A 24,661-nucleotide genomic window follows, 5' to 3' on the forward strand; every position below is an offset into this window, starting at 1 on the left:
AGCGGGTGGTAAGGACTGCCGAGCCTGATGAATTGAAAGCCTATCGAGAAGCCAATCCGATGTTTGGCTGGGACGAGATGCGTCAGGATGCAGAAGGGCGTGCGGTCTATGACGTTATTCGCCCACGCCTGATTGAAGGTCAAGGCGGCATCTGCGCATTCTGTGAAATTGAGATCATAAGTCTCGATCCGACGCGCTGCCGCGTCGAGCACTTTCATCCCAAGTCAGACAGGGCAACACCTCACAACTGGGCGCTTGACTGGCAGAACATGATTGCTGTCTGCATGGGCGGTTCACAACGACATCACGCCTTGCCTTATACGAAAGAGCCTTTACCTGAAAACCTTAGTTGCGATGCGCACAAGGATAAAATGATTCAGAGCCATCGGCTGGAGGAGTGTTGCGAGGGGTGGATTATCAATCCGGTGGCTTTGCCCGCTTTTCCCAGGCTATTTTTCCTAGAAAAAAGCACTGGGGAATTGTTGCCAGATGGGCAATGTTGCTCGGAAGTCAGCGTGGAGGGAAACAAACATCCTACTACTCAGGCGCTGGTAGAGCACACGATCAACATGCTGAATCTAAACTGCGACCGTTTGTGTGAGGCTCGGAAGAGCGTACTTTGGAATATTGAGCGTAACAAAAAGCGACTGCGTGATGCTGCGAAAACACCCCAGCAAGGTATGGATGAGTTGGCGGGCCGTTTTTTACAGCAGCGGTGGCCAGGCTTTTTTACTACTATCCGTTTCTGTCTAGGGGCCGCAGCAGAGCGATATCTACAGAACAACGAGTATCGTGGGTGATGGCGACATCCGCCTTGCAACTCTTCGTTGAGTACCCGTGTCAACTAGCCTAGTAGTAGCTGCCTAGCGAGTACACTGTTTCGATTTGTACCAGTATTTTGTACCAAAACTAAGCTGTAGCCCCTATGCTGCTTGCGTTTCGGGGGCTGCAGAGCATTTCGCAGAGTGTCCCTATCTCTCCGCCATTATTGAATAAGACTAAGCCCCTGTAATCGTTAAAGATTACAGGGGCTTTTTCGTTTCTCAAGTTTGGTTTAGGGCAAATTTAGGGCATAAATGGCTTCTTTGAGACCGCCCTAGGCTGCTATAGCCCATCCGATTAACGGCCGTGGCACTTCTTGAATTTTGTCCCGCTGCCGCACCAGCAGGGTTCATTGCGCCCCGGAATTCGTGCTGGGCGTTCGGCTAACGCTGACGATGAGGTCGTTAGTTCAATAGTCCGGCGGCTCAATGCTACCGCGTCCGCTTTAATTGCGTCTGAAGTCATCTGCTCGCGCCGAATCCAGTATGGCGTTGCGTGGGTGGCTAACCGCCGAAACGTTACCTGCGCAAGTCACGCCATCTGCCAACATTGTCAATCTGAGCAGGTACGATCTCGATGAGTTGTGCATAGGTTCACTCAATCATTTCTGAGCCTCGTCACGGGCGCTTGGCACCAAGCAAGTGGTAGCTTATGGCTTAGATATCCTACCGACGACGAGCCTGGTGACGGTCATCGTCAGTAAGATCGCCGTCATCATCACAATTAGGGCCAAAAATGCACTCGGTGAGGCGCCCGGCAGTGACTGCAACAGTAGCGAATCGTTGCCACCGGGTATAAGTGTCGAACCTGCGCCCATGAATCCCCCGGCGGCGAGGGTACGTGCCGCTGACCATGCCGTTGGAAACTCAAACTTAAACGTACCAAATCGCTGAGCTGACATCACGCTGCCTGCCAGCGTGGCTAACGCCGCTATGCAGGCTACGGTGCCGACGCTGCCTGTAACCATACCGCCAACGAGGCTCGCTAAGGTCCAACTAGGCTCGATCGCAAACAGCAGCCCGGCGACTGCACCGATCATAACCATCCGCCGTCCGCTACCGGGTCGAACACCTAGGTACCTTTCAGCGCTCATGAAAGCAGCCAACAATCCTATGAATCCCCATGCGATCAGGCAGTACGTCGCGACCGACAGCGGTGTGGGCTCACTGAGGACAGATGGGTATTCCACGCGCTGACCCACGCGCGTCCCGTCGGTCAACAGGAAGCCAGCGCCCAGGCCGACCGGAAGCACGATCAACCGGACCTCGCCGTTACCGATGCGTCCCAGCGAGCCTAGAAGACATGCATCGTTAACCAACGCGCCGATACCGAAGAGTACGGCACCGATGATCAAGGTAAGTTCGACCGAGAACACAGGCGCCAATACCAACGTAGGCGAAGATATCCAGGACAACGGCAGAAGCAATCCGCTGGACGCCATTGCAGCCAAAGCGAGCCCACCCACGCGCCAGGCACGACGCTTGTACAGAACCTCGTGCGCTGCAGAAACCAGGCATGTGCCGGATCGGTTCACTATGAAACCCACGGTAAACGCAAGGGCAGCTACGAGCACCAGTACCCAGATAGGCAAGAGATCAGGCATCGATGGCGTCCTCAGCGTCGGTGTTATTTCGGGTGATACGCGAGTAAGAACACGAAAGCTGATCAGCCCGCCACGGGAGTGCGCATGGTGACGAATTCTTCCGCCGCCGTCGGGTGCACGCCGATGGTTTCATCGAAATGCTGCTTGGTCGCGCCTGCCTTGAGCGCGATCGCCAACCCCTGGATGATTTCACCGGCATCCGGACCTACCATGTGGCAACCCAGGACTTTGTCGGTGTCTGCGTCGACCACCAACTTCATCAGGGTGCGCTCCTGGCAGTCGGTCAACCTTAGCTTCATCGGCTGGAAGCGGCTTTCGAAAACCTGCACCTTGTGGCCGTCAGCCTTGGCGTGCTCTTCGCTCAAGCCGACTGTGCCAATGTTCGGAAGGCTGAACACCGCAGTCGGGATCATCGCGTAATCCACCGGACGATATTGCTCAGGCTTGAACAGACGACGCGCCACCGCCATGCCTTCGGCCAACGCCACTGGCGTCAGCTGCACGCGCCCGATCACATCGCCAATGGCCAGGATCGACGACTCAGCCGTCTGATAGAGATCGTCCACTTCAACAAAGCCACGCTTGTCCAGTTTGACGCCGGTGTTTTCCAGCCTCAGGTTGTCAAGCATCGGACGTCGGCCGGTGGCGTAGAACACGCAATCCGCTTCCAGCACGCGCCCGTCTTTCAGAGTGGCCTTGAGGCTGCCGTCGGCCTGTTTATCGATGCGTTCGATATCAGCATTGAACTGCAAGTCCATCCCGCGCTTGGTCAGCTCTTCCTGCAGATGCTTGCGCACCGCGCCATCAAAGCCTCGCAGGAACAGATCACCGCGATACAGCAGCGTTGTTTGCGCGCCAAGGCCATGGAAAATCCCGGCAAACTCCACCGCGATATAACCACCCCCCACCACCAGCACGCGCTTGGGCAGCGCTTTGAGGAAGAACACTTCGTTGGAACCGATGGCATGCTCGCGTCCCGGAATGTCCGGAATCTGCGGCCAGCCGCCGGTGGCGATCAGGATATGTTTGGCGGTGAAGCACTCACCGTTGATCTCCACCTGGTGCGGATCCACCAGGCGTGCGTGCCCTTCATGCAGGGTCACGCCACTGTTGACCAGCAGGTTGCGATAAATGCCATTGAGGCGATTGATCTCGCGGTCTTTGTTGGCAATCAAGGTCGGCCAATCAAAGTTCGCCTCACCCAGCGACCAGCCGAAACCACTGGCCTGCTCAAAATCTTCGGCAAAGTGCGCGCCGTAGACCAGCAGTTTTTTGGGCACACAACCCACGTTGACGCAGGTGCCGCCTAGGTAGCGGCTTTCAGCCACGGCCACCTTGGCACCATAGCCTGCGGCGAAACGCGCAGCCCGAATACCGCCAGAGCCCGCACCAATTACATAAAGGTCAAAATCGTAGGCCATATCACTCTCCTCGGCAGGCAACAGCAAACCTATTGCGGCCCTTATCCGGCGCATTGCGACCGGCCAGCTACTTGCTCGTCAATTGGGTGAGGGCACCCAGATCGTTTGTTCGCATCTCTAAGTGGACCAACATGCCTTCACTATTGAGCGTAAAAACTCTGTGGCTTGGATAACCACTTGGCGTTCGCTGAAAGTCGCGCCGTTAGGCATGCTGAAGGTGCCACCGTTGAGTTCAATGACGATATCGTCGTCGACTAGAGCGCTTTTTTTCGACTTGGTTATGTGAAAATCGTAACCAACATCTAAATAGCAGGGGACTAAACGTCCCCGGTCAAATTTGCGCCGGTTTAGCCGCAGGTTCATTTATGTAGCAAAAGTTGCTGCTCTGTTGGACAACCAATGTTCGCCAAGACTATTCGGCGAAAGCGGCTTCGAGATTGAGTTTTGCGGCATCACCTTCCCGTTGAAAGCCAGGCTGGTTCAACTTCACGGACCATACATAGTCGTGTTTGGGGCCCACGTTGTCGATGTGGCATTGGGCGCACTGAGCACGCGCTCGCGGCGGGGAGGATTGTTCATAGGGTGGTGCCTGATGCCCAAAACTGAAGTAAGACCAGCCGCCCGGCTCGTCAGGATAGCGCTTGCTGTCCTTGAGCATTAGGCTGAGCCCTGTTTGCCCGTGGGAAAAAATGACCTTGCTGCTACCGAGGTTGCAAACATACGCTGGCGGACCATCGCAGCTCTTTGGGTCGATACTGGTGATGCTGAACTCTTTGACCATCAGAGAACCTTCCGGCCATACCCCCGTTTTCATGAACGTCCGATAGGCGTTTGGCTCAACATAGACGCTATGGAATTCGGGCGTCTTGGTTACTGTGCTGTCCAGGGGGGTCACAGTGATAGATTCCCACGCCGCATAAGCGTGCACCCACGAACGGTAGCCTTTCGGAAGGGCAGCCTCACCGTTTTCGTTGAAAGCGAGCTTCACTGCCGGGAGAGGCAGTCCGACATCGCTGGATTGCTTTTCCATGGTGCCGGCCAAGGCAAACGTCCCCGCCAAGGCTGCCGCCGCCATCATCAGCCCGTAGGGCACTAATCGAACCATACATCCTCCTAGAAACGCTGCCCGTGAGAACGTTCTCACTGCATTGTTCGCTTTCCTTCAAGGTGCAAATAATCAAAGCACTTGGCCCTGAGTTCCGTTCCCATCACCGGTCCACTTACTGTTGTAGTGAACCAGTGAGCGTTTGCGGTTAGAGCGCTGCGCGCTGTGTATCACTCTGTTCGGAGCGAGCCGTCAGGTGTTGCGCCGCATTCTTGAACAGCACCAACGAACCGGCCATCAACATCAGATCCTTGATCAGGAAGGAGGTGGCCCCGCCCATGGCTGGGAAGCCCCCTGCCGAAGCCTCCCAACCACCCGGAGTTGTTAGAAGCAGGCTGGCGGTTGTCAGGTAGGTCAGAAAAGAGCCAGCCGCAGCAATCAGAGCGATCCTCGGCGACCATGCCCCGATGGCCAGACCCAGACCGATAGTGCATTCAGCTACGCCCAGGGCATAACTTGCGCCCTGAGTACCAAACACTGGGTACATCCACGAAAGGAGAGGGCTGTTGCTAATCAGCGGAATTAATGCCTGGGCTTCGTAATCAAACCATTTAGTGTAGGAAAACATAAAAAATATTAACACTAGGACCCAGCGTGTGAATTCGATTTCAAACGGTTGGCGAAGAAAGCGGGAATAAATTGATGAGAGCATAGTCCTTCCTTAAAACAGATAAGAGTTGTTGGTGTAAAGCCTGCTAAAATCGATGTATTACAGTTCTTGTAAGTTTTTTGAGAAGCTGAGAGAGTCACACTGGCTTCCAGGCCAAATGACAACGATTGAATCACGCCGGGCCTAATGCTCTGATAGTTCTGATTAACAGCAGATCACATGTCATAGAGTTGTCATACGCAGTATGGGGACTAATCTAGTTATGCTTTCCGCCTATATAGTGTGCTTGTGGCACTGACACTCGGGCCGACGGCCACGCTGTCCCCCAGAGTGAAAAGGTCCACAACATAGTACCCATCAAGGCGCACCAACCCACTTTATGCAGCATGCGCCCAGCCACTACAACCGCCCCCCGCCCCGAACGAAACTCACAAGCCGTCACTGCAAATAGGCCTACCCCACACACAGGCTGCCGCTTGCATCTGCGATGGCACCTACTGCCAAAATCCTCTCACTTAATTTCCGTAAACACTCCAACCAGCCCGCTATCTCCGACGCAAAATCTGTCAGATTTTCGGTTATAGTCTGAGCAAGAACCATGCGCTCATGCCGAATGTTACTTACCGGTAAGTAACATGTCAAGCGTAGTGGGCGCCACATAAAAAATAGGTGTTATGTCATGACTGATACTTCAACGGACCAGGTAGCGCGTGCAAAAAAAGAGGTGCGCTCAATTGCACCGAGAGAGAGAATTTTGCGTGCCGCAGTAGAGATGTTCCATAAATATGGAATTCACGCAGTCGGGGTTGAGGCGATTGCAGCAGCAGCGCACAGCAACAAAATGACTTTGTATCGACACTTTTCCTCTAAAGAGCTGTTAATTGCAGCCACCATTCGAGAGCAGCACAAAGCGAGTGAGGCTGCATGGCAAGCATTGCAGGAGGCGCATCCGAATGATCCGCGGGGAGAGCTCAACGGTTGGCTAGAAATGATGTACGCCTATATCCAGTCGCCAGAAGAGCTGAGCTGCAAATTCATAGATAAGGCAATAGATGTACGGGACGCTCAACATCCAGCTCGGTTGGCGATTGAGGAAATCAATCATGTGCACATCAACCATCTGATCGAGATGTGCCGTGCCATAGGCTTCAAGAACCCTGAGGTGCTGGCTATCAATTTGTTCATTGTATTTAAGGGCGCAGACGAAAGCCGCCATATCGGAACTCATCGTTTGGCAGTATCACTCCCTCAAATGGTGCAAACACTGATCGCCCCCCACGAGCCGCATTAGGGGCTTCAGTACTGCATCGGTTTTTGGTCAGTGCTAACAGCCCAGGTTGACACTTCAGTGTTTCTCTAACAGCCAACCACGGCCTATTGCTTCTTTGTGCAGTGGGTGGTAGCTTGTCAAATGTTACTTTTTGGTAACACTTAGGTTTGATGATTTTTAATACGTAACTGCCGCTAGCTCCGCTGTGCTGGACCTTCCGGCATTTGCCAGCGGCGCAATGGGCTACGTAAACCGTGCATAGTGGTCTAAGTGAGGTTGTTCACGCTGGTAGCAAGTTCTACAAGCAGATGGCATCGAGGCCATTGCCCGAATGCGTGGTTTGAACACGATAGTCTATCGAGTCGATGCAGTGGTCACTCGCGGCGATAAGGCGATCATAGTCGGTTACGACGCAATGTTTAAGTAGTCGTCTGCAGTACTAACTGGGCGCAGGACATATATACCTCGAAATGAAGTTGGACTGGGCACCTACCGGGAGCAGCGCCTCTATGAGTAATAAAACATTTGTCGCCCATCGCTTGCTAATGAAAGCGGTAGTTGCCGCTGTTCTTGCCAGTTCTGCCGTGCTGGTACATGCCAGCCATCACTTTGAGATTGCCATTGCACGGACCAACACGGCGATCAGCCAGCTGGACAACTATGTATTTCAAGCGGCTTCACCGGGGCGCACGGTCATTATCATGGATGTGAATTCAAGTCCGCGTCATGGTGCCACCTTCTCGCCGGATGCGTTGTACAACATCCACGTCGCCTCGGATGGCAAGTTCAAGGAGGGGCATACGTTCTCCTTCCAGTTTCAGGACGGTCAGGTCATGGCCTACCTATCGGATAACCCAAACGGACGGGTGGGTGAAACGGGTGTGGCTATTGGTAAAGGCAAGGTTGGCGGCAGCGTCAATCTGAAGGACAAGATTGCACTTTGGACCGGCATCATCAAAGACCCGTTCTACGGCAATTCGTCCGGCTTGGGGGCGTATTCGGCGCAACTGACGGCCGGCAAGTATGACCGTCAAGTCTGGAAATCCGCCTCCGGCACCAATATTTTCAAAGACCAGGAATGCGGCGCAATTGTGCTGGAAATTCCCAATGAAATGCTGGGCAAAAATATCAAGGTCTTCATGACGACGGCGCTCAAGGAAAATGGCAAGTGGAACCAGGTTCAATACTCGGCCAACCCTTTGCTGTCGCACATTATGTATTTCGCAGACGAGGCTGTCAGAGTCGAGCATGATCGCAGCCGGCCCAACAGCCAGTCAGTACTGAAAAATTTCGTATCAGCAAGCACCGCCCGCGCCGCAGGCATTGCACAGACGCAGGCTCAACCATTCGTCTATGGCGACAAAGTGGCTGATGCGCTGATTCCCGATGTGCTGAGTTATGAGGTTGGCAGCAAGGCAGTGTTTTCGGCCGATGTGCGTAACGGGCGCTACCTTGATGATGATGCGATGAGCGCCATGCTCACCCTCCTCATAGGCGAACCCACCAACCAGGCCATCGACAATCCCAAGTTGTATACCGACCAGTTCCCCTACGTCATTCCGTCAGGCAAAAAGTGATCCGAGGTCAAATCTGGACATAAGGCTAGGCCCGCACCACAAGGAAAGGCACGCCATGATCACTAAAACCTTACGCACAGTGGGTGCGAGCTTCGCACTGTTATTGCTGACCAATGCAATGGTTCAGGCTGATACCGACGACGTTGTGCGTGGCCAAAAGGCCTGGCTGCTCAATTGCGGCAGGTGTCATCAACTGGATGTGAATTCGGTAGGGCCGATGCACCGTGGCGTCGTGGGCAGGCATGCTGGTAGTGCAGAGGGTTTTGCGTATTCAGAAGCACTGAGGGAGTCTGACGTTATCTGGACGCCCGCCAACCTGAACCGATGGTTGACAGACCCGGAACAGTTTATCCCGGGGCAGGCCATGGGGTTCAGCGTTGAAAACGCCCAGGTGCGGCAGGACATCATTGCCTATTTGGCGACACAAAAAGCGCCTTGATCGGTTGCAGATAGGGATGTGAAAGCTGCTGGGGCTAAGGGAGGAGGGGCATGATGATTTGGCGGCCTATTTGGCTTGGAGTATTGCTGGCGACACTAAGCGGCAACTGTTTTGCCCATGCTTTCTGGCTGGTTCCTCACAAAGGGTTGGTCAGCAAAGATGATCTGGTGGCCATCGACCTGCGGGTGGGTGTCAGTTGGCCAGGTGAGAGAGTGGGGCGTCTGCCTGGCATGATCGAGACGTTTGACCGTTACGACGCGCAAGGTAAACAGGCCGTAAAGGGTCGTGACGGTGCGGCCCCGGTGGGACATTTTCGCGCCGGTCCGCCCGGCACCGTTGTTGTGGCCATGCTTACCCATGCTCAGGCCCTTACTCTGCCCGGTGATGAGTTCGACAAATACCTGATCGAAGAGGGGCTGGAGCAGGTGCGCAGCGAACGGCAAAAACTGGGTATCGCCGATGCGCCAGGGCGTGAGCAGTTTTTGCGTTGCGCCAAGACTTTGGTTCGGGTCAATAGCGATAGTGCCGGCTTTGACCGGGTGGTGGATTTGCCGCTGGAACTTGTTGCTGTCACTGACCCGTTCCAGCTCAAGCCGGGCGGGCGGTTCAAAGCCCGCTTGCTGCGCGAGGGCAAACCTGTGGCTGGGGTGCTGGTTAGGGCCTGGGCCAAGGATGGTCCACAGCAGGAGCAACAGGCCAGAACGGACCAGGACGGTGTAGTGGAACTTACTTTGGAAAAGACTGGATTGTGGTTTCTGAGTGCAGTCCAGATGCATTCGGTGATCGAGTACCAGGCCGACTGGGAAAGCATCTGGGCCTCCTTAAGTTTTGAGATACCTACGCCATGAATACTCGCCAACACCAACTTGAGGGCGTCTGTGTCGCCATCGTCTTGGCACTAACCACGTTTAGCGCACAAGCCCACAGCGGCATAGATGCCGGCTGGTTGCACCCATTGACTGGGTTGGATCACTTTTTGGCCATGGTGGCGGTTGGGGCCTGGAGTGCCCAAATCGGCGGTCGCGCCATCTGGCTCGTCCCCGGCGCTTTTGTGCTGTGCATGCTCTTTGGTGGCCTTATCGGCATGTCGATGATAGATCTGCAAGGCCTGGAAGTTGGCATTGCGCTGTCAGTCATCGCCCTGGGTGCAGCCATTGCCCTGCATCAACGCATGCCTACCGTGGTTGCCACGCTGGGCGTTGGCCTATTCGGCACGCTGCATGGTTATGCGCATGGCTATGAAATGCCCATCATTGACGACAAGATTGGCTACACACTTGGCTTTTTAGCCACCACCGCCACCCTGCACCTGATCGGGGCATTGGGAGCACTTGGTCTAATGCGCATCCAGGGAGGCGGCAGGATCTTGCGAGGGTTGGGCGTGATTTGCTCGATGTGTGGAGGCTGGATTATGTTCACCGCAGTTGGAAATCTTTGATGGTTTTCTTGGAATAAGTCATGACACGACGTGAAACGGACATTCTCATTGACGACTGTTTTTGGGGGGATGCAGGATTTTATGCCAGCTTTTCAAAGTATTCTTCGTCGGGTAGCCCAACTGACGAATAGTTGTTCCGGCGTGCATTTTATTCAGGATGATTGGCAGGTCGCCAGCGGCAACAGATAACACTCAGTTGGCGACGCTGGATGCTTTGTTCGCTACCGCACGGTTATCGGGTAGATCTGTTGTCATGATCAAGCTTGCAGTGTTCGGCCAGCTTGATGAGCGGGTTTGTGTAACAGCATGGCGCAGGACTTAATGAGAACGCCCGGTTGAGCGAACGCCGAGTGACCTTGGGTAAAGTCGCAGGTATCCACTGACCTTGCCTTGTCGATGTTCTGCGTTCAAAACTTTTGAAAGGGAGAGCACGATGCTTCGCCAAACGAAAGACCTGCAGGATCTCGCCATAGACGCCACCGATGGCGCCCTCGGCGACGTGAAGGACCTCTACTTTGATGACCAGGCCTGGGTGATTCGCTACCTCGTCATTGAGGCCGGCTCATGGCTGTCCAGCCGTAAAGTTTTAATCTCGCCCATTGCCGCTGGCACGCCCGATTGGTCCGCCAACTTGCTGCCGGTTTCGCTAACCCGCGAGCAAGTCAAGAACAGCCCTGTCATCGACAGCGACAAGCCAGTATCGCGGCAACAAGAGATGGATTTCATGGGGTACTACGGTTATCCCTATTATTGGGGAGGTGCCGGGCTCTGGGGCGAAGGAGCTTCCCCGGGAATGCTCATGAGCGGCTATTCCAACCTCGGTGCGGGACAGTCATCCGGACGGCCTCAAGTGGCTGAAGCTTACGAGCAGGCCGACGCGACGGCGCATCAGGATGACGACCTCCATCTGCGCAGTTGCAAAGCGGTCAAGGGCTACCATATCCACGCGAGCGATGGCGACATCGGCCACGTACAGGGTCTGATCGTCGACGTGGAGACCTGGGCCATTCGATACGTCATCGTGGACACCAGCAACTGGTGGCTTGGTCATCAAGTGCTGATTCCGCCGCAATGGATCCAGGAAGTGAGCTGGGCCGATGACAAGGTCTCGGTCAACCTCACCCGCCAGGCCGTGAAAGACGCGCCTCACTACGATGCATCGGCACAACTTGATCGCAAGCAGGAATCAAAAATCTACGAACACTACGGTCGTCCCGGCTATTGGGAAAGCGGGAAGTAACTCGAGGCAGCGGTTTAATGCCATCAGGTCCGCGTCTGAAGTTATGTACGCAACCCGCTTAATTCGGACCATCACGCAACAGGGAGAACACGCGATGCAACGCAATAAAGAAACAAGAATAATGACACGACCATCGCTTGCCACTGCCTTGGCTGCGCTCTTTTGCTTTGGCTTCGCCGCCCCGATTATTGCGGCGCCGTCTCCGGAAAACTCTGCGGGACACAAGTCGTCTCCGGACGCAAAAGCCGTAAGCACCAGGCCGCCAGCGAAGAAATGCTTAGCCGATCTGCGCGCCTTCGACAGTCAGATGCAAAAGGACGGCTACTGGATGCACGGATCCGGCTACGGATATGGCTATCCGATGTATGGCTATGGCGGCCGTGGCATGATGCCGGCCAGCGGCGCTGGCACTCATCAGCCTGGAGCAAGTTTCCGGCGCGCGCGACCGGGCTACGAAGTTCGTACGATGATCGCCTCCACTAACATTCTGGCGCAACACGGTGATCAAAAGGCGTGTGAGGTAATGCTTAGCGCTACGCGCGATATCTACAATAACTACTCCGCTGATTTGCAAAAAGGTGGAGCGACCAAGCTGGATGTGCCGGGCTGGCGGGCCCAGCAGATTTCAGCCGCGCAACCTGTGACCGAAGGTGACACCGCCTTCCGCTCCGATCAATTGGTCGGCACCGGCGTGGTCAACCCGCAAGGTGAAGACCTCGGCAGTGTCGACGATATCGTTATGAGTCCGCAGACCGGAAAGATCGCTTATTTGGTGATTGGTCGAGGGGGAGTATTCGGATTCGGTGAGAAGTACGTCCCGGTGCCTTGGGATCACTTCAAGACAACCACTGACGTCAACCTGCTGGTGTTGGGCACGACCGAAGCCGACTTGGACGCCGCTCCACTCGTAAAAGAAGACCGGTTCTCCCCACTTGGCGACTTCGGTCAGCAGAGTGAAAAGGTGGATGACTACTGGAAGGCGCACCTGTCGAAGTGAACTCGGTGGGCAGCATTTAATGTGTTATGCGTCATCGAGTCCACTGCAGCCGGTGAACCGTTGCACCGCATGCTCGCCTTCCTGCGAGGGGCCTCGGCGATCAGTCTCTGCTTAGGGGGCGGTTTACCGGGAACTGCTTTCTCCGGCTGGCTTAAAAAGGAAAAGCTCTATGAGAACATCCATCACGCTCACACTTGCCTGGCGTGGCCCGTCAACGCTTGGTCGCAACTCTCCAACAGCCCTATCCTCGATTTCACAGCGACTGCGCTCACAGGGGAAAAAGTCAGCGCTGCCCAGTTGCTTGGCCAATCGACGATCTTGATCGTCACGCCGAGCACCGACGCCGCAAAGAGCACGGGTCTGTGGGCCGAAGCGCTGCGCAAGAACATTGATCCGACTAGGGGGCATATCAGAGACGTGCTCGCTACTTGCTCCGCGTATTTTTCGCACCTGACGCAACCGCTCACTGTGGGCCGAGTAACGGTTGGTGCTGCTTACCGGACCAAGCAGGACGCGCCAGCATAAACGGTGTTGGCAGCGATCAGTCGATGGCTTTTCGAGAGCCGAATGTCCGGGCGAAAACGCAGGTGAACTCTGCGCCCACCAACAGGATCTGTGCTGAAAAGTAGACCCAGAGCAGTACCACCACTAACGAGCCAGCCGCTCCAAAGCCCGACGCGACGTTGCTGCGGCCGATGTAAGCGCCGATCACCACCTTGCCCCCAGTGAAGAGTAAAGCCGCCAGCAATGCGCCGAGCCACACATCGGACGCTAGGACACGCTGACGCGGCATAACCTTGTAGATCAGGCCGAAACTGAGCGCCACTAGTATGAAGCCGCCGAGCGCGTCGCCGGCCTCCACCACCGTCTGCCATTCGCCAAGTACCGGCTCCAGTTGGCGGCCCACGACAGCGAGCAGCGCACTGGTGAGCAACGATAAGATCAGCAGGAAGCCCAACGCGAGGACCATACCGAACGCCATCAGGCGTGCGCGCACGACCGAGAACCAGCCTTTCTTGCGCAGCTCCTCAGGCACTTGCCAAATCCGGTCGAGCGCGTTCTGTAGTTCGGCAAAAACGCTTGTGGCGCCAACGAACAGCAGCACCATCCCAACAGCAGTGGCGGTCAGTCCCTCGGCGGGCTCGCGCACGCTGACCAGCAGGCTCTGCACCGCGCCCGCGCTCCTCTCGCCCATCAGGTTCTGTAACTGCGCCTGGATTTCACCACGAGCGGCGTCTTCACCGAACAGCAGTCCAGCCATCGACATCACAACAAGCAGCATCGGTGCCAGCGAGAATATCGTGTAGTAGGCCAGCGCGGCGCCCATGCTTGGGACGTAGTCGTCAAGCCAAGAGGTTGCGACCTGCTTGGTCAGTCCCCACCAGGCGGCGGGCCGGCCGGACAGCGTCACAGGAGGTCGGTATTGAGTAGAATTTCAGTGGTATTCATATCTATTCCTTCACGGGTGCGCGCGACTTGGTGGTTGGAACCACCGAGTTCGAGGGGCCCGCACTCGCGCTGTCGGTTGCGCCCTGCAAGCGCTTTCCTGGCCGTAGCGGTAAGTGACACGCCTCGGTGGGTGAAAAACAAATGCATCCTGCCCCGTTTGCGCGCGCGAGTCTGTGCGACAGCACACACACGAGTGTATGCGCGCCGACCACGATGGGCCTTCAATCGAGGACTCCATCATAAGTTTTCAGCATTTTTTGGGCTTTTTTCACAATCTTTGGCTAGCTAACGATGAGCTTCTGAAAAAACTTTCGGTTGTGAGTAGCGAAGGGCGGGTGGGTAAAACGTTGAACCTGCGTCTCGTCATCGACACGCGAAAACGCGTAACGAGCCTGAAGCAAACCTGCAGATCACGCGATTTATCTGTATGGCAGCGCACACAGAACGACTTTTTCTAGTCGCACACGCAGCTTAGAAAATCAGCTCATTGGACTGAACGCTTTTGACCCCCCGTACGTTCTGCGCAAGTTCGATGGCCAGCGCCTGTTCAGTACCATTATTGACTTTACCACTGAGACTGACGACGCCCTTATTGGTGGTCACGTCGATGAATGAGCCGGCCACGTTGCTGGTGTACAGCAGGGTTGACTTAACCTTGGTCGTGATCCAACTGTCGCTAATGTCGCTACCCGCCTCGTCTACCACCTGCTTGCTACTCTCGACCATGCTGGGTTTCATCGCATTGACTTTGATCTGGTTATCAACCGCGATCACGCCATGGGTATTGCGCGCCAGACGACCGGCCAATTCACGCTCAGCCGCGCTTTGTGCAGTACCACTCAAAATCACCCGAGCAAACTTGGTGTCGACGTTTGTGCTCAATCCGGCGGCACTCTTGCTCCACAGCAGCTTCGATTTGACCGCTGCGGTGATGCTGGCGTCCTCAATCACATCACTGAAACCGCGCTCAGTGCCGGGCTTTGGCGCAACGTAGTTGGCGTCTACGATGATCTGGTTATCCACCGCTGTAATGCCTTTAACGCTCAGGGCAATTTCCTTGGCCAGATCCTTGTTAACCTCTTCCGTGACATCGCCTTGCAGAATGGCCTTGCCGTTCTCCACCGTGACATCAATTTTATTGCTGCGCAGATAAGGGCTTAATGCGAAGGTGGTCCAGATCTGAGTTTCCTGACGGGCATTGGTGACCTCTTGCGAATCGCCAGCGGCGTAAGCACTGAGACTGGCGCCGGCGATTGAAAGTGCGAGGAAGGTGCTGAGAAATAAGCTATTGGGCTGATTGTTCATGATGGTTCTCACTTTTAAGAAAGACCTGATGGGTCGAGATGCTGTCAAATAACAGCCCCCAATACCCAGCACTGCTCTGGCTAACCAAACAATGGGGCCAGACTCAGCGTTTAGATTGATGGATAAAATCGTTGACCGGCGTCTGTGCTGCTTCACGCGTGATGGCGTAGCGCTCCTGCTGCGACTTTTCTTCTTCGTTGTTGGTGCTGGGCTGTTGCTCTTCACGAGCCGCCCTTCTTGGTTCTTGGGTGTCGCCCTGCGGAAAAATCGTTATGGCTTTGTAATACGGCTGAGTCGTGCTCTTGCCGCTAGGCTCTTGTGCGCGGCTTTTGCTGGACGCACTGAGGTGGCGTTGTTCGCTGGGTTTGTTCATTTAAACCTCTGGCAAATACCTGGAGCGCTGCGAAGTTGCAGGGTCTCGGGATTAGGATAATGACAGTGGTGTGCATGCGCGTCGGTGCGCTAGCGCGCTTAAAAATAGCCCGCGGTCGAGATTTAAAAAAGTCTCAAACCTGAGCTGGCGGCATCAGCGCAATGCAGCGAAGCCCCAAGTACCTTGCACGTGCGCAGGGTATAACAAGGCTATGTGCGCTAACGGGCAGACCAGGCGGGTGCTCAGTAGAATCCGAGCCGTACGCCTGCCAATTGAGCTGCGCCGGATGAACGCAACAAAGCGCTCCGTCCTACTATTGCCCATGCCGTAGGAAACGCAGTCTTGCGCAGCTACCGCGCCGATCTGGCGCAGCAAACGGATATGGCCGTGCGCTTAGCTTGCGTTGCGTAGCTGCTGTGTGCGTTGCGTATGCGTTCGGGTCGCCAATCCGGCGTCCATGCAGCGACGCAGCACTTCATTGAACAACCAGCGAAACAGATCGCTGTCCCGCAAACGGCTGTGTCGATTCTTGGAACAGGTTGAGTGATTAGGGACTTCACCTTCAAGACTCAACCGGCAGAATCAGCGATACGCCAGGTTCAAATGGACCTCTTCGCACAACCGCGGCTCTGAGCGATTGACGAGGCGTTCGCCGGTCTGACCGGTATTGGTGGGCTGGATCCGTTGGGTAGGCAGATCCGCGCCCAGAATTCCCTGTGCAAGAAGGTACGTGTGTGCATCCGCACCGGCATGTTCAACCCGGAGGAGGCGAAATATGCCAATGGGGTGTTAGTGGATATGCCGTATCCCACTGACGACGTGCGGCTGCTCACGCAGGCGGCGGTGGGTGCACTTGATCAAATATTCCGACCAGGCTTCAAGTACGGTGAGGCTGAAGTGATGTTGCTCAATCTGTGTCAGCCTGGTGAGTACACCGATGATCTGTTCGCTGTATCGCAGCCGGCCGAGGCAACCTGGGTGATGACGGTGCTGGATCAGGTTAATGAGTGGTAGCGCTATCGCCTGTCATTAAAAAACGTTGCTGATGTACTTGGGGATTTTTCTTTTTTCAAGACTGCTAGGGAAATTGGTGGGCTGCGTCCAAACCATCAGCGGATGGTTTCGGCCGGCCGGATCTGGAGAATTTTGCATGGGGCAAATCATAAGCCATTCAATGCCCATTATGCATTTATGCAACCAGGAATTGGCAGGCCTTAAAGTCACTAGGTATGGGCCTATGCGCCAAAGGCATACAACGCGGCTCGATAAGCTCTGCCAGCTTAGGGCAAATTTAGGGAATGACCTACGCCGCAGTGGGCCGTTTCTGTCCTTTGAGCTTATCCAAAACCCAATATAATTGCGGCTTAGAGCGGGTTGTAGGGCGTGTTGGTCGGGTTCGAATCCCTATCTCTGCGCCACTACATAGAAAAAGCCCCGTAGCTGAACAAGCTGCGGGGCTTTTTCGTTTATGTGGTTTTTACATCGGTCTGGTTAGCCCGGCTGCAACACCACGTTATTACTCACATTGCGCCCCAGCACCAGCACCGTTACGAAACCGCAACCCACCAACGCTGTAGCCAAACTCAACAACACCGCGCTACCCATCTGGTCAACAATCTGCCCGCCGAAGAACGAACCCAAGGCAATAATCACCTGGAACAAGGCGACAAACAGCGGCATGCCGCGTTCGACATCTTTGGGTGCTACGACAAACATCCAGATGCTGGCGCAGGCGGGGAAGGCGCCGAAGGCGAAGCCCCAGAGTGCGATTAGCATTGCGGCGCCGGTCATGCCGGTGGCGAAGTAGGGGAACAGGGCGGTGCTGGTGCCGATCATCAGTGCGACCAGCAGCAGGGTGTAACGGACGCTGCGGTTGGCGGCGAAGCCGGCAAAGACATTACCCATCACCCCGGCGACGCCATACAGCAGTAGCAGTGAGCCAATTGTCGGGCCGTCAAAGCCGGAACTGTTTTTGAAGAAGGGCGCGACATAGGTGTAGGCGGCAAAGTGCGCCAGGCCGATCAGCAAAACAGCGATCAAGCCGACTCGTGCTTGCGGATTGATGAACAAGGCTGGGAGGTCACGGACCTGAATAGCCTTTTCCGGGGTGAGTCGCGGTAGCAGGAACACCTGCGCCAGCAGCACCGGTATGCCGACCAACGCGGTCACCAGAAAGGTCATGCGCCAGCCCATCAGGCCACTCAGCCACGTACCCACGGGCACGCCCAGTACGGTGGCCAGGGTCACCCCCATCATGATAATCGAGGTCGCCTTCGCGACTCCCACGCCCTTGGGCGCCAGGCGCCCGCTCAGGGCGATGGCCGTCGCCCAGAACCCGCCGATGCTGATGCCCAGCAACACTCGGCCGAACAGCAACAGGTTGAAGTCGCTGGCGTAGGCCACCACCGAGTTGGCGATGATCATGATCAGCGTCAGGCCGATCAGCAGGTAGCGGCGGTCCATGGCGCCGATGCTGACAGACAGCAACGGCGCGGCAAGGGCGGCCATGATGCCGGGCAGTGTGACCATCAGGCCAGCGTGGCCGGCGCTGATGCCGAGGTCGCTGGCGACGTCGTTGAGCACGCCCACTGGCAGAAACTCACTGGTCACCAGGGCGAAGGCACCCACGGCGACCGAGAGAATCGCCAGCCACTGCTGTTTGACACTCTGTTGATTATGTTCGGGAGGGCCGCTAGGGGCCTGGCTGGCGCTTGGCATGGTGTTGGGTTCCAGAGGGGAATGTCGCCTGAAGCCAGGCGAGGGGAAGGGAAATTGGAGGCGATTATAGGAATCGGTTCTGGCAATCACACAGGCGATCGTTTCGATAATAAACATCAGTGCAATCGATTCGACGCTCTCAGGCAGGCTTGAGGAAAGGTGGGCTGGGGAATACGGCAATGTCCTTCGCCCCGTGGTTTTGCAGAGGGGGCGTTTTTAGGTTTCAGTGCGTTAGCCAGGTGTTAATTTCATTTCACGGCTAACGCGTCGTTGCACCGCTACCTTTGGAGTGCTTCTGTTGCCGCATTGCTGCTTTGCGTATTTATCTGGTCGTGGAGTTTTTTAGCCACGCCCAAGCGTGAGAGCTTGGTCAATAGGCAGAAAACAGCAACGATGGAAAAGCACGCTATAAAAAGTAAAAAGCCCTTTTGTTCGGTCAGCGCTCTCTTTACATCTTCACGGTAGGTGGGGGAAAGGAAGAGCGAACATAGTGTGTTGATGGTGTCTTCAGAGAAGTCGTCGTTGTAGAACTTTTCGAGTACCGTCGGTGATTTGCAGTCGTCGACAGACAGCGTCTCGCTGGGCCAGATGTGAAACTTGGCGTTGTTTTCTGAAAGATAAAAAGCGGGGACATCAGGGGCTTTTTTCAAGGACACCATCAGGTAGCTGGAGCCCGCCAGCGGCGGCGTTATGCTGATGATCACAAGGAAAAAGATTCCAAGCCCCAGACACCCGTTCTTTTTGAAAGGTGTCAGCATTTTTTCTTTAAGCGATACGTTGGCGAAGTCGCTCCAGTCAATATACTTTCTGATTCTCGCGACATCGCTATAGCTGAAGCGGTTAGCGGTGATCCACTGGTCGGCTTGTTGGGCTTGCTCCAGGTTCTGCGCGGGGATGTTGAACTCGAACCGGTAGTATTCGACTTCGCGCAGATTTTTGCGGGTGGCTTCATATTTCTCGTTTTCAAAAGCCGTTGAACCGCCGAAAAAACGCCACAGTAAATCACGTAAAAAAATCAGCGAGCCTGAACGCGAGTAGATATATAAAACTAAAGCGCATATTGCCAGGCCACTTAATAGCCCGACGATGGCGGCGTAGTTTTGAAATGTCCACGTTACGATGTTGTCATTGAGTGCCGGTTGAGACATGCGGGGTCATCCTTGAAAGGGTTTCGGGGTAGGGGCGTGTCAGTGGCGCTACGGCAGCGAGTCGGATGAAAATCTAATGAAAATAGGCAGAGGGCTCAAGTTTTTTCAGATGTATTCATGTCTTTTAGAGCAGTTACTATAGGGACTACGAAGTGGTGGTTTATTTCGTACGTGTTTTCAAAAAAACGGCTACAGCTAGTTCGTTGCGAAGGCCTATTTAACTCACTATCTTTTTACGCCGAGCGAAGTCGCCCGAACATCTAGTTAGAAATCCCGCAACTGCAAAGGACATGCACGATGAGTACGAATACGAAAAAAACGTCCGGCAAGATGGCCACTTTGGCGGCGCAAACCCTCAGTAATCCAAACGCGTCGGCCATCACCAAAAGCCTGGCCGCTTCAGCGTTGGCGCAGCGCGGTACCGATAAGCAGACGAGTGCAGAGCTGGAGGAGAAAGCAGGGAAGGCGCTTCAGAGTGACAAATACAGCGAGGAGACCAAAGCCCTTGCGGCCTCGGTCCTGTCCCAAGCCAATAAGGAGCGGGGAAACTGAGTTAAAAACGACGCCATCACCTAGGAACGCCCGTAGCCTGAACAGCTGCGGGCTTTTTTGTATTCGGTTCGCTTCGAAGCATTTCTCACACCTCACCGAATAACTTCCGCCGCTGCGGTGTTCACCTCAAAGACCACCCAGGGAACGCCCATGAACACCTCTTCCGACCGCTACGACCGACTGACCCGCACGTTCCACTGGCTCACCGCCGCCGTGGTGATCTTCATGTTTGCCAGTGCCCATATCTGGGAAAACCTGGAGAAAGGCACGCCGCTGCGCAAGGGCCTGCAATCGGTGCATATCTCGCTCGGCATTGCCATGGCGCTGTTGATCGTCGTACGGATTGTATGGCGTGTGTTCTGCGGCAATCGGCCAAAGGCTGACAGTCACCCGACGCTTAACCTGCTGGCAAAAATAGCGCATGGTTGCCTATACCTGTTGCTGCTGGCGCAGATCGTGCTGGGCTTCCTGTTTCGCTGGGCTCAAGGTGAGCCTTTCAACTTTTTCGGACTGTTCCCCATTCCTGCGCCCTTTGCGATCGATCACGCCTGGCGGGGCACCCTGGGTGGCCTACATAACAATGTGGCCTGGGCGATCATTGTGCTGGCGGGTTTGCATGCCGCCGCTGCGCTCTGGCATCACTCCGTGTTGGGCGACAGCACGCTACGCCGCATGTTGCCGGGTTCACGCAATGCGCTTCAAAAGTGATGTTTCCTCCCCAACGTTACGGAGCATGACAACCATGAAGAATCGCCACGAACACCCCATCACTCAACGCATCGCGCTGTTATTCGGCGCGTGCCTGGCCGCCGCCTTACTCGCCGGCCAAGCCCACGCCTCCGGTGATGAATCAGCACCGCCCAAGCCCAATTGCCCCAAAGGTCAGGTCTGGGACACCAAGACCGGAAAATGCGTGCTGCAAACCAGCAAAGCCACCTCGGATGCCGACCGCACCGATTACGCCTACCGCCTGGCCAAAGATGGCCGCTACGACGAGGCCCTGGCCTTGCTCGACACCCTGCAAAACCCGAACACCGCCAAGGCCCTCAATTATCGCGGTTACGCCACGCGCAAACTGGGGCGCACCGATGAAGGCATCAGTTATTACCTGAAGTCAGTCGCGCTCGACCCCAACTACGCCCAAGTCCGCGAGTACCTGGGTGAGGCCTACGTGATCAAGGGCCGCGTTGATTTGGCGCAAGAGCAATTGGTGAAAATCAAAGCCTTGTGCAGCACCACCTGCGAAGAGTACGAAGACTTGGCCGCCGCCATCGCCGCCGCCCCACAGGCGTGAAACCGATGAGCGAATCAGCAGGGGGCAGCTATCACCACGGAGGCTGAGTTTCGCCGCGAGTTGGGCCTGTTGTTGCCGCGTTTATGGCGATACGGGTGGGTGTTGTCGCGACAAAAGCACGTGGCTGACGATCTGGTGCAGGCCACCTGTGTACGGGCGCTGGAGCGTGCCGGGCAGTTCGCGGCCGGCACGCGGTTGGACCGCTGGCTGCTGTCGATCATGCATTCCATCTGGCTCAACGAGCTGCGCTCGCAACGTGTGCGTCAGGGGCAAGGGTTTGTCGATGCGGAGCAGGAGCTGTCGTTCGATGGCGAGAGCCAGGCTCAGGATCAGGTATTGGCGGCGCAGGTGATCAAACGCGTTAACAGCTTGCCCGAAGCGCAGCGCGAAACGGTGTTTCTGGCGTATGTCGAGGGGCTTTCCTACAAAGAGATTGCCGAGGTGCTGCATATTCCCGTGGGGACCGTGATGAGCCGGTTGGCGGCCGCACGTTTGAAACTTGCAGAGAGCGCCCCTGCAAAAGCCCAGCAGGATAAATCCAGCGGAGAACGGCGATGACTCACACTAACGCACCGTCCGATGAGCGGTTGGTGGCTTTCCTGGACGGCGAACTGGAGGCTGAACAGCAGAAGGTTATCGCCGATCAGGTTCGCGCTGACCCGGCACTTGCCGCACGCCTGGGTGCCTTGCAGTGCGCCGACTTACCCTTCAAAACCGCGTTTGATACGGTGCTGGATCAAGCGCCCAGCGAGCGTTTGCACACAATGCTCAACGCGCTGCCACCGGCACAAGCCCCAACCCTGAGTCGGCGTCGCTTCCTTGCCGTCGCCGCCAGTTTTGCCGTGGCCGGTGTGGTCGCCGACCGCCTGTTCATAAGCTGGCCACGCGTGGAGTCCGGTCAAGGCTGGCGTGCCTCGGTCGCCAATTACATGGCCCTTTACACGCCCCAGACCTTGGAAAACCTCAGTCCCGATCCAGCCTCTCACATCGCTCAACTGCATGGCGTAGGCGAGCAATTGGGGTTGCCGTTGGCTCCAGCGTCTGTGAGCCTGCCCGGCGCCGAGTTTCGGCGTGCGCAGATCCTCGACTACGACGGCATCTTGATTGGCCAACTGACCTACCTGGACCCGCGCCACGGGCCATTGGCGTTGTGCATCAGGGCCAGCAGAAAGGGCACTGAGCCCGTCGCTACCGAACAGCGCCGAGGCATGAACGTGGTGTACTGGGCCAGCCAGTCCCATGGGTTCATGCTGATTGGTCGAAACCCTTTTGAGGATTTGCAGGTCATGGCCCGCAGCGTCGAGCGCACATTGCCGGCCTGATCTCAATGGGCGCGCGCCGCCTGCATCGCACGCCAGCGAGCCGGCGTTGTGCCTTCCCAGGTGCGGAACGCCCGATAAAACGAGTTCGTGTCTTCATAACCGAGCAGGCAAGCAATCTCCTCGATTTCGAGAGTCGGCTCGGTCAGCAAGTGGCGCACCATTTCCTGACGCGTTTGCAGCATGAGTTGGCGAAAACTGCTGCCCTCCTCGGTAATACGCCGCTGCAATGTGCGCTCGCTCATACCCAGTTCGCGCGCCACCTCGACCATGTCCGGGCGACCGCTGGCGAGGATGCGCCTGAGGGCGCTCTTCACCTGATGGCTGATCGTGACCGGTGCAGTTGCTTGGGCCAACGCCGCGGTCAAGGTCGGGTTGAGCATTTCGAGCAGTTCAGGATTGTGACCGGGAAACGGCCGGTTTAAATCGGTGGTGTCGAACACCAAGGCGTTACGCTCGGCGCCGAAACGTACCGTACAACCGAAAAATTCAGCCAGCGCAGTGTTGCCGTTCTGTGGGCGGGCCAGTTCGACACTGCGCGGCGTGATAGGCACCCTGGCGCCGCGTCGCCCCAATTCAACAAACGTCGCAAACGCTGCGTCGATCAATAACGCAGGAGGGGGCTGCTGGGTACGCAGCCAATCGAGGGTGACTGTGCAGCTCATGCTGTCTTCGCTCAGTTGCACACGCTCGGGTGTACACAGTTGTTTGAAACGGGCGAGGCGGTGCAGGCCATCACGAAAGTCGCGAGCAATAAACGCCGCAAAGCTGGAAGGCGGCAGTGTGGTGCTGTCTAGCCGCGTGACGATCAGCACGCCGGCAGCGGGGTCCGGGTTGAGCACAGCCACCGCCTCCCATAAGCGGAAGAATTCCTCGGTGCTGACTTGCCGACGTTCACGCCGCTCGCGAAAATTGAGTGTTACGGGAAGCCGTGCCTGACGCAACACCGCCGATGGCTCCAGCCCGATCGTTCTGAGGGCCTGCCAAAAAACGTCGGGGATATTGAAATGGGTTTGGCGTACGTCAGACATAGACCACCTTTATGCAATCAATCAGAGGCTGACACACTGAGATCATGCCATTTCTCGTCGCTGGCCGTGAGCTCTGCCGCCGCCCGTGCTGCGTATTGCACCGCATCGCTGCCGATCAGCAGGCGTAACGGCGCGTCCTTGTTCAGCGCCAACTCCAGTACGATCTCGGCAACTCGCTGCGGGCCAGTCGGCAGAATGCGCGGCGAGTTGAGCCGTTCAGCCAAGGCGCCGACACTTTGCTGGTAGGGCTCACTGATCGGCGCAATGGTCATGGAGCTGCCCGACCAATCAGTCCGCATGCCACCGGGCTCCAGCACCGTCACTTGAACGCCTAATGGATTGACCTCTTGCGCCAACACGGTCGAAAAACCACCGACGGCCCATTTCGCACTCTGGTAAGCCGCCAGGCCAGCCGTGCCGATGCGTCCGCCCAATGACGATACCTGAAAGATATGCCCGCTGCCCTGAGTACGCAGGATCGGCACCACGGCCTTGGTCACATACACCACGCCGTAAAAGTTAGTGTCGATCTGCGCCGAAAAATCGTCCAGGGTCACATCTTCAACCGACGCCAAGTCACCGTAACCCGCATTGTTGACCACCACATCCAGGCGGCCAAAATGCGCCACTGCCGCGTCGACCGCTTGCACCACCTGCGAGTTATTGGCCACATCCAACTGCAGTGGATAGACCGCATCACCGTATTCGGCGACCAGCTCATCCAGCTGGCGGGGGTTGCGTGCAGTGGCAACCACTCGATCACCGGCACGCAGGGCTGCCTCGGTGATGGCACGGCCAAGGCCCCGGGAGCTGCCGGTGATAAACCATATTTTGGACATGTGAACACCTCTTGGTGTGAAACGGCTGATGCAGCCAGTCAGCGAAGGATGGTCGATTGGCGTTTTTCAGGCACTAGCGGGAAGGCGCCAAGTGACTTGCAAAAGGCGCCA

General features: G+C 56.2%; 26 protein-coding genes and 2 pseudogenes. 15 read left to right on the forward strand and 13 right to left on the reverse strand.

What is annotated here, in order from left to right; genetic code table 11:
• The first annotated feature begins 5 nt into the window (after positions 1 to 5).
• Entirely contained in the window at positions 6 to 800 is a 795-nt protein-coding gene (locus E0F99_RS07445) for a retron system putative HNH endonuclease (protein ID WP_231809628.1), read from the forward strand.
• Between the two features lie 319 nt (positions 801 to 1,119).
• Here E0F99_RS07445 and E0F99_RS31075 read toward each other — a convergent pair whose 3' ends face one another.
• The 5 genes from E0F99_RS31075 to E0F99_RS07470 all read right to left on the reverse strand — a co-directional run bounded on the left by E0F99_RS31075 (position 1,120) and on the right by E0F99_RS07470 (position 5,603).
• Entirely contained in the window at positions 1,120 to 1,287 is a 168-nt protein-coding gene (locus E0F99_RS31075) for an SEC-C metal-binding domain-containing protein (protein WP_083359642.1), read from the reverse strand.
• A 184-nt stretch (positions 1,288 to 1,471) separates the two neighbouring features.
• Complete coding sequence (locus E0F99_RS07455; RefSeq protein WP_083359641.1) at positions 1,472 to 2,425, reverse strand: YeeE/YedE thiosulfate transporter family protein; 954 nt, start codon at positions 2,423 to 2,425, stop codon at positions 1,472 to 1,474.
• 62 nt (positions 2,426 to 2,487) lie between these two features.
• On the reverse strand, positions 2,488 to 3,846 hold the full coding sequence (gorA, locus tag E0F99_RS07460; RefSeq protein ID WP_083359640.1) for a glutathione-disulfide reductase: 1,359 nt from the start codon (positions 3,844 to 3,846) through the stop codon (positions 2,488 to 2,490).
• A 412-nt stretch (positions 3,847 to 4,258) separates the two neighbouring features.
• Positions 4,259 to 4,951 carry a cytochrome P460 family protein gene (locus tag E0F99_RS07465; protein WP_083359639.1) on the reverse strand — a complete coding sequence of 231 codons (693 nt, stop codon included), beginning with the start codon at positions 4,949 to 4,951 and terminating at the stop codon, positions 4,259 to 4,261.
• 148 nt (positions 4,952 to 5,099) lie between these two features.
• The gene (locus tag E0F99_RS07470; protein ID WP_083359638.1) at positions 5,100 to 5,603 is read right to left on the reverse strand and encodes a YkgB family protein; all 504 of its coding nucleotides are present in this window, start codon (positions 5,601 to 5,603) and stop codon (positions 5,100 to 5,102) included.
• A gap of 637 nt (positions 5,604 to 6,240) precedes the next feature.
• Between E0F99_RS07470 and E0F99_RS07475 the strand changes: the two genes are divergently transcribed.
• From E0F99_RS07475 to E0F99_RS07510, 8 genes are all read left to right on the forward strand, one after another.
• Positions 6,241 to 6,852 carry a TetR/AcrR family transcriptional regulator gene (locus E0F99_RS07475; RefSeq protein WP_083359637.1) on the forward strand — a complete coding sequence of 204 codons (612 nt, stop codon included), beginning with the start codon at positions 6,241 to 6,243 and terminating at the stop codon, positions 6,850 to 6,852.
• A gap of 488 nt (positions 6,853 to 7,340) precedes the next feature.
• Positions 7,341 to 8,408 carry a DUF4331 family protein gene (locus E0F99_RS07480; protein ID WP_162276198.1) on the forward strand — a complete coding sequence of 356 codons (1,068 nt, stop codon included), beginning with the start codon at positions 7,341 to 7,343 and terminating at the stop codon, positions 8,406 to 8,408.
• Between the two features lie 55 nt (positions 8,409 to 8,463).
• Entirely contained in the window at positions 8,464 to 8,847 is a 384-nt protein-coding gene (locus E0F99_RS07485) for a c-type cytochrome (protein WP_130908738.1), read from the forward strand.
• A gap of 50 nt (positions 8,848 to 8,897) precedes the next feature.
• Positions 8,898 to 9,695 (forward strand): DUF4198 domain-containing protein, encoded by a 798-nt coding sequence (locus E0F99_RS07490; protein WP_083359635.1) that lies wholly within the window; start codon positions 8,898 to 8,900, stop codon positions 9,693 to 9,695.
• A complete protein-coding gene (locus E0F99_RS07495) occupies positions 9,692 to 10,285 on the forward strand; it encodes a HupE/UreJ family protein (RefSeq protein ID WP_083359634.1) in 594 nt (197 codons plus the stop codon). Before E0F99_RS07490 ends, E0F99_RS07495 begins: the two co-directional genes overlap by 4 nt.
• A gap of 433 nt (positions 10,286 to 10,718) precedes the next feature.
• The gene (locus tag E0F99_RS07500) at positions 10,719 to 11,525 is read left to right on the forward strand and encodes a PRC-barrel domain-containing protein (RefSeq protein ID WP_083359633.1); all 807 of its coding nucleotides are present in this window, start codon (positions 10,719 to 10,721) and stop codon (positions 11,523 to 11,525) included.
• Between the two features lie 94 nt (positions 11,526 to 11,619).
• Entirely contained in the window at positions 11,620 to 12,522 is a 903-nt protein-coding gene (locus E0F99_RS07505; RefSeq protein ID WP_162276197.1) for a PRC-barrel domain-containing protein, read from the forward strand.
• Between the two features lie 69 nt (positions 12,523 to 12,591).
• The gene (locus tag E0F99_RS07510; RefSeq protein WP_083359631.1) at positions 12,592 to 13,047 is read left to right on the forward strand and encodes a hypothetical protein; all 456 of its coding nucleotides are present in this window, start codon (positions 12,592 to 12,594) and stop codon (positions 13,045 to 13,047) included.
• A gap of 16 nt (positions 13,048 to 13,063) precedes the next feature.
• Here E0F99_RS07510 and E0F99_RS07515 read toward each other — a convergent pair whose 3' ends face one another.
• From E0F99_RS07515 to E0F99_RS07530, 4 genes and pseudogenes are all read right to left on the reverse strand, one after another.
• Positions 13,064 to 13,933, reverse strand: coding sequence for a YihY/virulence factor BrkB family protein (locus tag E0F99_RS07515; RefSeq protein ID WP_197679979.1), 870 nt, complete (start codon positions 13,931 to 13,933; stop codon positions 13,064 to 13,066).
• Between the two features lie 509 nt (positions 13,934 to 14,442).
• Positions 14,443 to 15,276, reverse strand: coding sequence for a BON domain-containing protein (locus E0F99_RS07520; protein ID WP_083359628.1), 834 nt, complete (start codon positions 15,274 to 15,276; stop codon positions 14,443 to 14,445).
• Between the two features lie 103 nt (positions 15,277 to 15,379).
• Positions 15,380 to 15,649 (reverse strand): hypothetical protein, encoded by a 270-nt coding sequence (locus E0F99_RS07525; protein ID WP_083359627.1) that lies wholly within the window; start codon positions 15,647 to 15,649, stop codon positions 15,380 to 15,382.
• Between the two features lie 444 nt (positions 15,650 to 16,093).
• Positions 16,094 to 16,285: pseudogene (locus E0F99_RS07530) on the reverse strand (transposase); the annotation flags it as partial.
• A gap of 57 nt (positions 16,286 to 16,342) precedes the next feature.
• On the opposite strand from E0F99_RS07530, the pseudogene E0F99_RS07535 reads away from it, so the two are divergent.
• Positions 16,343 to 16,654: pseudogene (locus E0F99_RS07535) on the forward strand (DinB/UmuC family translesion DNA polymerase); the annotation flags it as partial.
• Positions 16,655 to 17,140: 486 nt separating this feature from the next.
• Here the strand turns inward: E0F99_RS07535 and E0F99_RS07540 are convergent.
• Together E0F99_RS07540 and E0F99_RS07545 are read right to left on the reverse strand one after the other, a co-directional pair.
• Positions 17,141 to 18,367, reverse strand: a complete 1,227-nt coding sequence (locus E0F99_RS07540) for an MFS transporter (protein WP_083359626.1) — start codon at positions 18,365 to 18,367, stop codon at positions 17,141 to 17,143.
• Positions 18,368 to 18,645: 278 nt separating this feature from the next.
• Positions 18,646 to 19,515, reverse strand: a complete 870-nt coding sequence (locus E0F99_RS07545) for a DUF6216 family protein (RefSeq protein WP_083359625.1) — start codon at positions 19,513 to 19,515, stop codon at positions 18,646 to 18,648.
• 297 nt (positions 19,516 to 19,812) lie between these two features.
• Between E0F99_RS07545 and E0F99_RS07550 the strand changes: the two genes are divergently transcribed.
• The 5 genes from E0F99_RS07550 to E0F99_RS07570 all read left to right on the forward strand — a co-directional run bounded on the left by E0F99_RS07550 (position 19,813) and on the right by E0F99_RS07570 (position 22,683).
• Positions 19,813 to 20,067, forward strand: a complete 255-nt coding sequence (locus E0F99_RS07550; protein ID WP_083359624.1) for a hypothetical protein — start codon at positions 19,813 to 19,815, stop codon at positions 20,065 to 20,067.
• 150 nt (positions 20,068 to 20,217) lie between these two features.
• On the forward strand, positions 20,218 to 20,775 hold the full coding sequence (locus tag E0F99_RS07555) for a cytochrome b (protein WP_083359623.1): 558 nt from the start codon (positions 20,218 to 20,220) through the stop codon (positions 20,773 to 20,775).
• Between the two features lie 34 nt (positions 20,776 to 20,809).
• The gene (locus E0F99_RS07560) at positions 20,810 to 21,361 is read left to right on the forward strand and encodes a tetratricopeptide repeat protein (protein WP_173667128.1); all 552 of its coding nucleotides are present in this window, start codon (positions 20,810 to 20,812) and stop codon (positions 21,359 to 21,361) included.
• Positions 21,362 to 21,421: 60 nt separating this feature from the next.
• The gene (locus tag E0F99_RS07565; protein ID WP_083359622.1) at positions 21,422 to 21,919 is read left to right on the forward strand and encodes an RNA polymerase sigma factor; all 498 of its coding nucleotides are present in this window, start codon (positions 21,422 to 21,424) and stop codon (positions 21,917 to 21,919) included.
• The gene (locus E0F99_RS07570; protein WP_083359621.1) at positions 21,916 to 22,683 is read left to right on the forward strand and encodes an anti-sigma factor family protein; all 768 of its coding nucleotides are present in this window, start codon (positions 21,916 to 21,918) and stop codon (positions 22,681 to 22,683) included. The genes E0F99_RS07565 and E0F99_RS07570 overlap by 4 nt, the downstream gene beginning before the upstream one ends.
• Before the next feature lie 2 nt (positions 22,684 to 22,685).
• On the opposite strand, the gene E0F99_RS07575 is transcribed toward E0F99_RS07570, so the two are convergent.
• Positions 22,686 to 23,711, reverse strand: a complete 1,026-nt coding sequence (locus E0F99_RS07575) for an AraC family transcriptional regulator (RefSeq protein WP_083359620.1) — start codon at positions 23,709 to 23,711, stop codon at positions 22,686 to 22,688.
• Between the two features lie 17 nt (positions 23,712 to 23,728).
• A complete protein-coding gene (locus E0F99_RS07580) occupies positions 23,729 to 24,550 on the reverse strand; it encodes an SDR family NAD(P)-dependent oxidoreductase (protein ID WP_083359619.1) in 822 nt (273 codons plus the stop codon).
• Between the last annotated feature and the right edge of the window lie 111 nt (positions 24,551 to 24,661).

The sequence above is a fragment of the Pseudomonas antarctica genome (genome assembly GCF_900624995.1).
Lineage (GTDB): Bacteria > Pseudomonadota > Gammaproteobacteria > Pseudomonadales > Pseudomonadaceae > Aquipseudomonas > Aquipseudomonas antarctica.